The 7,555-nt window shown below is 65.0% G+C and carries 10 protein-coding genes and 1 pseudogene; 7 read left to right on the forward strand and 4 right to left on the reverse strand.

Annotated elements, in window-relative coordinates; translation table 11 throughout:
* Positions 1-76 precede the first annotated feature (76 nt).
* Positions 77-1,775, reverse strand: a pseudogene (locus AC630_RS33180) (caspase family protein).
* Positions 1,776-2,024: 249 nt separating this feature from the next.
* Here AC630_RS33180 and msrA point away from each other — a divergent pair.
* The 4 genes from msrA (at position 2,025) to AC630_RS33200 (ending at position 3,956) form a co-directional block, all read left to right on the forward strand.
* Positions 2,025-2,729: a peptide-methionine (S)-S-oxide reductase MsrA gene (gene msrA / locus AC630_RS33185; protein ID WP_074122646.1), complete on the forward strand. Its 705-nt coding sequence runs from the start codon at positions 2,025-2,027 to the stop codon at positions 2,727-2,729.
* Between the two features lie 31 nt (positions 2,730-2,760).
* On the forward strand, positions 2,761-3,180 hold the full coding sequence (msrB, locus tag AC630_RS33190) for a peptide-methionine (R)-S-oxide reductase MsrB (RefSeq protein WP_074122647.1): 420 nt from the start codon (positions 2,761-2,763) through the stop codon (positions 3,178-3,180).
* Between the two features lie 105 nt (positions 3,181-3,285).
* A complete protein-coding gene (locus tag AC630_RS45830; protein WP_074122648.1) occupies positions 3,286-3,450 on the forward strand; it encodes a DUF3309 family protein in 165 nt (54 codons plus the stop codon).
* Between the two features lie 215 nt (positions 3,451-3,665).
* On the forward strand, positions 3,666-3,956 hold the full coding sequence (locus tag AC630_RS33200; RefSeq protein WP_074122649.1) for a hypothetical protein: 291 nt from the start codon (positions 3,666-3,668) through the stop codon (positions 3,954-3,956).
* 133 nt (positions 3,957-4,089) lie between these two features.
* Here AC630_RS33200 and AC630_RS33205 read toward each other — a convergent pair whose 3' ends face one another.
* Both AC630_RS33205 and AC630_RS33210 read right to left on the reverse strand, forming a co-directional pair.
* The gene (locus AC630_RS33205) at positions 4,090-4,647 is read right to left on the reverse strand and encodes a DUF4112 domain-containing protein (protein ID WP_074122659.1); all 558 of its coding nucleotides are present in this window, start codon (positions 4,645-4,647) and stop codon (positions 4,090-4,092) included.
* A 61-nt stretch (positions 4,648-4,708) separates the two neighbouring features.
* Positions 4,709-5,134: a DUF5413 family protein gene (locus tag AC630_RS33210; protein WP_074122650.1), complete on the reverse strand. Its 426-nt coding sequence runs from the start codon at positions 5,132-5,134 to the stop codon at positions 4,709-4,711.
* A gap of 159 nt (positions 5,135-5,293) precedes the next feature.
* Here AC630_RS33210 and AC630_RS33215 point away from each other — a divergent pair, with 159 nt between their 5' ends.
* The 3 genes from AC630_RS33215 to AC630_RS33225 all read left to right on the forward strand — a co-directional run bounded on the left by AC630_RS33215 (position 5,294) and on the right by AC630_RS33225 (position 6,344).
* Positions 5,294-5,539, forward strand: coding sequence for a hypothetical protein (locus tag AC630_RS33215; protein ID WP_074122651.1), 246 nt, complete (start codon positions 5,294-5,296; stop codon positions 5,537-5,539).
* Between the two features lie 37 nt (positions 5,540-5,576).
* Positions 5,577-5,813 (forward strand): hypothetical protein, encoded by a 237-nt coding sequence (locus AC630_RS33220; protein ID WP_074122652.1) that lies wholly within the window; start codon positions 5,577-5,579, stop codon positions 5,811-5,813.
* A 255-nt stretch (positions 5,814-6,068) separates the two neighbouring features.
* Positions 6,069-6,344, forward strand: a complete 276-nt coding sequence (locus AC630_RS33225) for a hypothetical protein (protein WP_502691560.1) — start codon at positions 6,069-6,071, stop codon at positions 6,342-6,344.
* Positions 6,345-6,480: 136 nt separating this feature from the next.
* On the opposite strand, the gene AC630_RS33230 is transcribed toward AC630_RS33225, so the two are convergent.
* Positions 6,481-7,555: hypothetical protein (locus AC630_RS33230; RefSeq protein ID WP_074122660.1), on the reverse strand; the 1,075-nt coding region annotated here is incomplete at its 5' end.

Raw genomic sequence — 7,555 nt, forward strand, 5'->3', positions numbered from 1 at the left:
CATCGTGGCTCTCTGGGTCGGTGAATGTTCACGTCCGTGCGGAATCTGACCTCACCGGTCGGCCGGCGCGCAGCCGTCACTTCCCCGCGACAAAATAAAAGTCCTCGCGTCCCGGCGGCGAGCCGTAGGTGAACGGCTGCTGCTCGTGCCTGGTCGCGGACCAGACGTCGTCGCGGACGATATCGAAAAGCTTTCGGATCTCGACGCGCGGCACCTTGATTTCGCGGGCGAGCGCGGTGGCGAAGGGGCTGTCGGCGCCGCCATCACCGTCCATTGCGGTCTCGCCGTGCTTGGCGGCGTAGACCACCATGAAGCCGGCGCCGGGCTCGATGTTGGAAAAGCCCTTGTCGACCAGCTTGAGCGACAGCGTGCGCTGCATGGTCGGCGCGAACGGATTGTCGCGGCACGCATCCAGCATCACCAGACGCACCTTGTGCGCGGCACCGACGGCGGCAATCACCTGCTCCAGCGCGACGGCCTCGGTCTCGGCGTCCTTGTCGGCGGTGAGTTTTGCGTCGACCGGCACGAGATAGTTCACGCCGCCGATCTCGAAACCATGCCCGGCATAATAGACCACGGCCCAATCGGCCTTTTCCGCTTCATCGGCGAAGGCTTGCAGCGTCTGGAAGAACTTGTCGCGGGTGAGGTCGCTGACTGACATCACCGTCTGGAATCCGAGATCCCGCAGCACGCCCGCGATCAGCTTCGAATCGCGCGGAGGATTGGGCAATGCGTGGACGTTCTTGTAGGCGCCGTTGCCGATCACCAGCGCGACGCGGCGCGCGTTCGACCCGGCCGGCATCTGCGGCGTGAGCGCGGCGAGCCGCTCCTGCGCCTTGGCACGGGCGCGCGCGACGTCGAGCTCGTCGAACCTCGTCAACGAATAGGCCGCCGAGCGGTAATCGGCGCGCGCCTGTGCGAGATCGTGCCTGCGCTCGTAGATCTGGCCGCGGCCGGAATGGGCGCGCACGTTGTTCGGGTTGATCTGGATGACCGTGTTGTAGTCCTTCAGCGCGGCGTCGAGATCGCCCTTCATCATGTTGACGTCGCCGCGATTATTGATCGCGAACGTGTTCTTCGGCTGCTTCTGGATCAGGCCGTCGCAATCGGCGAAAGCCCGGTCGTAATTGCCCATCATGCCGTAGGTGATGCAGCGGTTGCCGGCGATCTGCGGCGCGGCCGGGTCGATCTTCTCGGCCTCCGCAAAGTCGGCAATCGCGCCGTTGAAATCCTTCATCAGCGTGCGCACTCGGGCGCGGTTGGTCCAGCCGAGCAGGAATTTCGGCGCGTATTTGACCGCCAGATTGAGATCGTCGAGCGCGCTTTGCAGCGCCCCCCCGGCGCAGCTGAATGGTGCCGCGATTGCTGTAGGGGACGCCGTAATTGGTCCGCTTCTGGATGGCGAGGTTGTAGTCGGCCATCGCAAGATCGTCCTGGCCCTTGCGCTCATAGGCGACGCCGCGCAGGTTGAGGACCCCGACATTGTCCGGATCGGCGGCGATGGCGGATGTCAGCACCTCGATCGCGCGATCGTAGTCGCGCTTGTTGACCAGCGTGTTGCCGCGTACGCCGAGCGCGACCGACTTGTCCTTGCCGGCGAGCCGGTCGGCACTGAGCAGGTTGTCGCAGGCCGTCGCACGAGCCTGCGCGTCGGCCTGGCGGTCGCGGCAGGTCGCGAGGTCGTCGGCGGCTTGCGGATCGGCCGCGGCGATCGAGGTGCAGGCGGCCAGGACTGCGAGGAGGACGACGAGGGTCAGGGGAACGACGCGCAGCATGTGTCAGATCAGCTCCACATTTCTAAGTCGATCATCGATCGCGCGGGTTCATCTAGCGCGGAGTTCGCGGCCGCGCCAACGGGCTGCTGCCGAGCTATCGTGGGCGGCTTTTTTCACAGACTCGTGTCCGCCCCGGCGTAACAATCGCCGCCCGCGCCCGTATCTCAAACGATGCGAAACGCGGCCGGGCAGGCTGTTCGCCCGGACCCTGCCGCCCTAGACTGTCAGCCTTCCGAAAAAGGATCCGCCATGCGCCGACCTGTCCTGCTGTCCCTGCTCGCCGCAACCACCGCCGTGACGCTGGCCCTTACCGCGCCGACCCGGGCCGCGGAGGATGCGGTCGTGATCCCCGCGCCCGCCACGGATGCCGCGCCCGCAGGCGGGATCCAGACCGCCGTGGTCGCCGGCGGCTGCTTCTGGGGCGTCCAGGGCGTATTCCAGCACACCGCGGGCGTCGTCAATGCGGTCTCCGGCTATGCCGGCGGCACCAAGGCGACCGCGGACTACGAGACCGTCTCGAGCGGCCGGACGGGCCACGCCGAGTCGGTCGAGATCAAGTACGACCCCAGGAAGATCTCCTACGGCAAGATCCTCCAGATCTACTTCTCGGTGGTGCACGACCCGACCCAGCTCAACCGCCAGGGCCCGGACGTCGGCACGCAATATCGCTCGGCAATCTTCACCACCTCGGACGAGCAGAAGAAGGTGGCGGAGGCCTATATCGCCCAGCTCAACGGCGCGAAGGTGTTCAGCAAGCCGATCGTGACCAAGGTCGGCGCGCTCGAGGCGTTCTACCCGGCAGAAGCCTATCACCAGGACTATCTGACGCTGCACCCGACCCAGCCTTACATCGCCTACAACGACATCCCGAAGGTCGAGAACCTGAAAAAGCTGTTCGCGGATAACTACATTGAAAAGCCGACGCTGGTCAGTGCCAGCAAGGCCACCAACTGATCGCGAGATTCACGGAAACAACGGGAGACCTATGCCCGACACCAAGGCGAAGACCACAGACGACAAGGTCATCAAGAGCGAAGAGCAGTGGCGTCGTGAATTGACGCCGATGCAGTACGCCGTGCTGCGCGAGAAGGCGACCGAGCGTCCCTTCTCCGGCGAGTATGAGCACGATCACCGCGCCGGCACCTATGTCTGCGCCGGCTGCGGCAACGTGCTGTTCGAGTCCGACGCCAAGTTCGATTCCGGCTGCGGCTGGCCGAGCTTCACCCAGCCGGCCGTCGAGAGCCATATCGACGAGGAGCACGATGCGAGCCACGGCATGATCCGCACCGAGGTGCTGTGCTCCAAGTGCAGCGGCCATCTCGGCCACGTCTTCCCCGACGGCCCCGGACCGACCGGCCTGCGCTACTGCATCAACTCTGCGGCGCTGAAACTCGAGCCGAAATAAAGTTGCGCGCTGCCGGTTCCGTCATGGAACCCGGCGGCGCGTTGTGCTTTTCTCTCTGGCGGTGCGGCCGATGATCGCAGTCCGGCGGCCGTCAGGGAGGATGCCATGTCGCTTGGGACCATCCTGATCATCCTGGTGATCATCTATCTGCTCGGCGGCATGTCCGGCCGGATCGGCGGCTATGGCTACGGCATGGGCCATTCCGGCATGGGGATCGGCGGCGTCGTGCTCGTGGTGCTGATCGTCCTGCTGCTTCTTGGCAAGTTGTAAACCATTCAAGCCATTGAAATCGCTAGGTTAACCCTAGTTGCGGAGCTGCCATGCGCGGATTCATCATCTGCGTTCGCAGGGGTCGCAATTTTGTCAAATCGGCCTATATTAGAGGACGAAAATGACATGTGCGGCGGGCCCGCTCGATTGCGGCCCCTGCCCTCCCAAACCCCAACGCGCTTAAAGCCCCAGAGAAGATCACGAGGTCTTTGACCATGCGTCCACTGCGTCCGTTCAACTTCAACACTTCCGCCGAACTCTTCCCCGCCGCGATCCGCAAGAAGAAGCGTGCGGGCTTCACCTATCGCCGGTTCGGCACCGCGGCCGAAGCCGTGCAGTTCGCGATGGAGCAGTTGCCGACGGATTCGCTGAACGGCGCCTATCTCCAGGTCGAGGAAGCGCGCTTCGACCAGAATGGCATCCGCTCGCTCTATGAGAGCGAAGCCTTCCCGCTGCCCCGCCGCCCCAAGCCGGCGGAGACCAACACCGACGCCGACGCGGCGTAAGTTTTCGCAAGCCTCCGATGTGCGCTGAAAGCGCGATGGCCGAAAGGCTGTCGCGCTTTTTGCGTTTCTGGGCCGCACTTTCTTCTCCCTCGCCCCGCTTGCGGGGAGAGGCGAAGAAAGAAGCCTCCGTGCATTACAGGCGCGGCTGCTTGTCGAGCCAGCGGCGCAGGAGGCGCACGTTGCGCATGTTGGCTCGGAACATGACGTCGAAGGCGTCGCCCGCGAACGGGACGATGCCGACCACGCCGTCGATCGCGACATTGCCGAGCATGCGCGCGGTGATGTACCAGGGCGCGCCCAGCGCCCGCGCCTCGCGGACCAGCCACAGCGAGATCGCCGTGGTGATGATGTCGCCGATGATCGGAATCAGGCCGATCAACCCGTCGATGCCGTAGCGGATGTTGGTGCCGGGCAGGATGAAGGCGACGTCGAGCAGCTTTGCGATCGCCTCGAGCCGCGCGATCCGCTGCTCGCGCGTCAGATTGCCGAAGGGACTGCCGGCGAACGGATTGTCCTTACCAAACTCGAAGCGAAATTCGCGAAATCCCTGCTCCAGCGTTTCGGGGCGGATCTCGTGACCTTCCTGGTCGATGATCGGCCCGCGCGCTTCAGCGCCTGAAAAGGCCGCGTGCGAGGTTCGCCCGGAACGGGGCCTGCGTCTCGTCACAATGTCATCGTCGGACATGGTCATCGCCCAGAGGAAACGCGCGAACGCGGCCGGAGTTGCTGCGCTGCGGTCGAAGGTCGCGCGCTCAGGTTGGCGCCGCCGCGGGCTGCGGCTCCTCGACATATCGATGCACGAGCCACGATGAAAGCACCGCTGGCACGAACCCGACCAGACCGTACAGGATGAACTGCACCGCGCCCGAATCCTGCCCGCGCGAGCTGTAGGTCAGCGAGGCCAGCACGAAGGCAAACAGGCCGACCAGGAGCATCCGCAACACCGGGCCGATCCGCCTGATGTGGAGCAGGATGTCGTCGACGGCGCCGATCATCAGCGAGGGCAGGAAGCCGAACAAATAGCTGTATTGCAGGGACTTGAAGAACACCACGAATAGCTTGCGGACCTCGCCGAGGTTGGTGTGGGCCCAATAGCCGGACTGATAGGTCGTCGTTAGCAGCAGCAGGAACCCGCCGACGAACGGGCCGACAAGCGCAAACACCAAATAGCGTTTCATCAAACACCCTCACACTACGCCACATTTATAGCAGCGTGGCGGGAAGCTTGGATAGCGGGGTTCAGGCCACCGCCCGGCCCCGGACGGGGAACAAGTGGCAAGGCGACGAGTTCTGACAGGACCGAAATTCATACCGCAGGTCAGATTGGAGTGGTTTCGATGTGCCGCAAATCCGTTCTCGCCGCGACGCTCGTCTTGGCAGCCCTGAACGGCGTGTCGACCGCGCCGGTTCTCGCGCAAGGCCACATGGGCACCCCGCAGGAGCAGAACGCCTGCTCGCGGGATGCATCCCGCTTCTGCCGCAAGGACCTCGGCAACGACAATGCAGTGCAGGCATGCCTGCAAGCCAACCGCACCAGACTGTCGAGATCTTGCCGCAAGGTGTTCGAGAGCCACGGCATGTGAGGATCGGGACCATCCCCGGCGAACGGAGGGTAAAGCCATGCTGCGCGACGAACAGCTCTCGATCCTGCGGGACATCAGCCAATCCGTTGCCTTCGCCGACGACCGGCAAGGCAAGATGGAACAACTGATCACGGACGGCTACGTGATGAAGGACGGCGATCTGTTCGAGCTTACCGCGAAGGGCGTCAGCGCCGTCGAGGAGCACGCCGCCGCACTTAGCGAGACCCCTGGCGAGAGCGACGCCACAAGCACGCCATCCTATCGCCTCGTCTGATGCAACGCGCCGCTTCGACGTGACGTACGCGCAACAATTGCGAATTCCTTTGAGCTGACCATTGCAGCCGCGTGGCAATGGCGCATACTTCGTTCGGGCGGCGCAGCACTTTTCGATTCGAACATCAGGAAATCGAGCGACCACATGCGGGATTGAGTTCCCGGCGTGAAGGCTGTGACATGCGGCAGATCAAGCCGCGTGCGGCGCCCCAAAACCAAGTGGCTCAAGCCTACGGAACTCGGGGACGCATTCATCATGACACGCTACCAGACGTTCGCTTCGCTCTTCGCCTTCGCCACCACCGCCTTCGCTCTCCAGACATCACCCGGCCTCGCCTTCTCGTCCGAAGCGCAGCAGATGTGCACGGGCGATGCGATGCGGCTGTGCTCCAGTGAGATCCCCGACATCCCCAGGATCAGGGCCTGCATGGTGCGGAACAAGGCGCAGGTCAGCCCCGGCTGCCGCGCCGTGATGGACCGCGAGGCGGCCGCCGCTGCGGCAGCGCGCAAGCGGGAAGCCGCCGCGCAGTAAGGCGCATCTGGATGTCATACCGGGGCGACGCGTAGCGTCGAGCCCGGAATCCATTCTTCTACGTCACGTACAGCACAATGGATTCCGGGTTCGCGCTTCGCGCGCCCCGGAATGACGAAGATGGTGCTCGCTTAGCTCAGTCGCCCCACTGCGCGAAGGCGTCGTTGAAGGCGCGCTCGCCGGGGGCGCCCTTCTCGATGGCGATGATGGCGCGGCGCTGGTTGGCGTAGACCAGCGGCACGTCGAACCACGAACGCTCCTTCAGGAGCTGGACGTTGCGGGCGCGGTCGGCGTCGACATTGGAGAGGCCGACCAGGAAGAAGCCGTCGGTGACCTTGACCGCGAGGCCTGCGAGCGGCGTGCCGCGCGCCTGCTCGTTCGACTTCATCAGGATGCCCGGCACGTTGGAGACGCTGCCGCCCGGAAAATCCGGCGGCAGGATGAAGGTCAATTCCGCGGTGTGGCTCGCCGGCAGCGACGAGTCGGTATTGCGGCGGAACGACATCGTCATCTTGAACTTGCGGTCGGGGATCTCGATGTCGGCGCGCACGGCGACGTCGGCCTTCTGGTTGCCCGACGCCTTGATCGGCTCGAGCCGCCACACCACCGAGCCGACGTATTGCCTGCCCTTCGGATCGGACGGATCCTCGTCATAGAGCACGACCTTCTGCGCCACCGGCGCGACCGGCTGGTCGCTCGCCGAGGGCTGGCCGACGCGATCCGGAATCTTGGGCTTGCTCTGCGGCTGGGCCGTATCCTTCGGCGCCTCCACCACCTGGGTGGGCGAGGACTTGAGCAGGCCGCTCACGGTCTGGACCAGCGACTTGCCCCAGAGGATGCCGGCGCCGACCAGGATCAGCACGATGCCGACGGCGATCGCGCTCTTGAACGGGAAGGCCGAGCCGGTGCGGCGGCGCTTCTTGGCCTCACGCTCGGGCGCGATACGTGGACGCGACGATGGCGGCTGCGGCGTGTAGCGCTCGGCCTCCTCGATCGACTCGTCGTAGGAATAGGGCGCGTCCTGCTCGCCGGCGCGGTTTTCCAGGCTCGGCTCCAGCCGGTCGAATTCCGGCGAGGGCGAGGGCACGTTGGCATAGGTTCGGCGCGCGGCGCGGTTGGCCTGCGCGGCCGCGCCGCCGAGATCGTTCGCATCGGCCGTGATGTCGCGGAAGCCGCGCACGCCGGGCGCCTGTGGTGGCGGCGGTGGCGGC

This window comes from Bradyrhizobium sp. AS23.2, from assembly GCF_001908185.1.
Lineage (GTDB): Bacteria > Pseudomonadota > Alphaproteobacteria > Rhizobiales > Xanthobacteraceae > Bradyrhizobium.

What these genes read in the sequence shown, in the direction of transcription:
- AC630_RS45830 (WP_074122648.1), top strand. Translation starts at nt 3,286, where the DNA reads ATGTCGCTTGGGACCATCCTGATCATCCTGGTGATCATCTATCTGCTC.
- AC630_RS33205 (WP_074122659.1), bottom strand. Translation starts at nt 4,647, where the DNA reads ATGACCATGTCCGACGATGACATTGTGACGAGACGCAGGCCCCGTTCC.
- AC630_RS33215 (WP_074122651.1), top strand. Translation starts at nt 5,294, where the DNA reads ATGTGCCGCAAATCCGTTCTCGCCGCGACGCTCGTCTTGGCAGCCCTG.
- AC630_RS33220 (WP_074122652.1), top strand. Translation starts at nt 5,577, where the DNA reads ATGCTGCGCGACGAACAGCTCTCGATCCTGCGGGACATCAGCCAATCC.
- AC630_RS33210 (WP_074122650.1), bottom strand. Translation starts at nt 5,134, where the DNA reads ATGAAACGCTATTTGGTGTTTGCGCTTGTCGGCCCGTTCGTCGGCGGG.
- msrB (WP_074122647.1), top strand. Translation starts at nt 2,761, where the DNA reads ATGCCCGACACCAAGGCGAAGACCACAGACGACAAGGTCATCAAGAGC.
- msrA (WP_074122646.1), top strand. Translation starts at nt 2,025, where the DNA reads ATGCGCCGACCTGTCCTGCTGTCCCTGCTCGCCGCAACCACCGCCGTG.
- AC630_RS33200 (WP_074122649.1), top strand. Translation starts at nt 3,666, where the DNA reads ATGCGTCCACTGCGTCCGTTCAACTTCAACACTTCCGCCGAACTCTTC.
- AC630_RS33225 (WP_502691560.1), top strand. Translation starts at nt 6,069, where the DNA reads ATGACACGCTACCAGACGTTCGCTTCGCTCTTCGCCTTCGCCACCACC.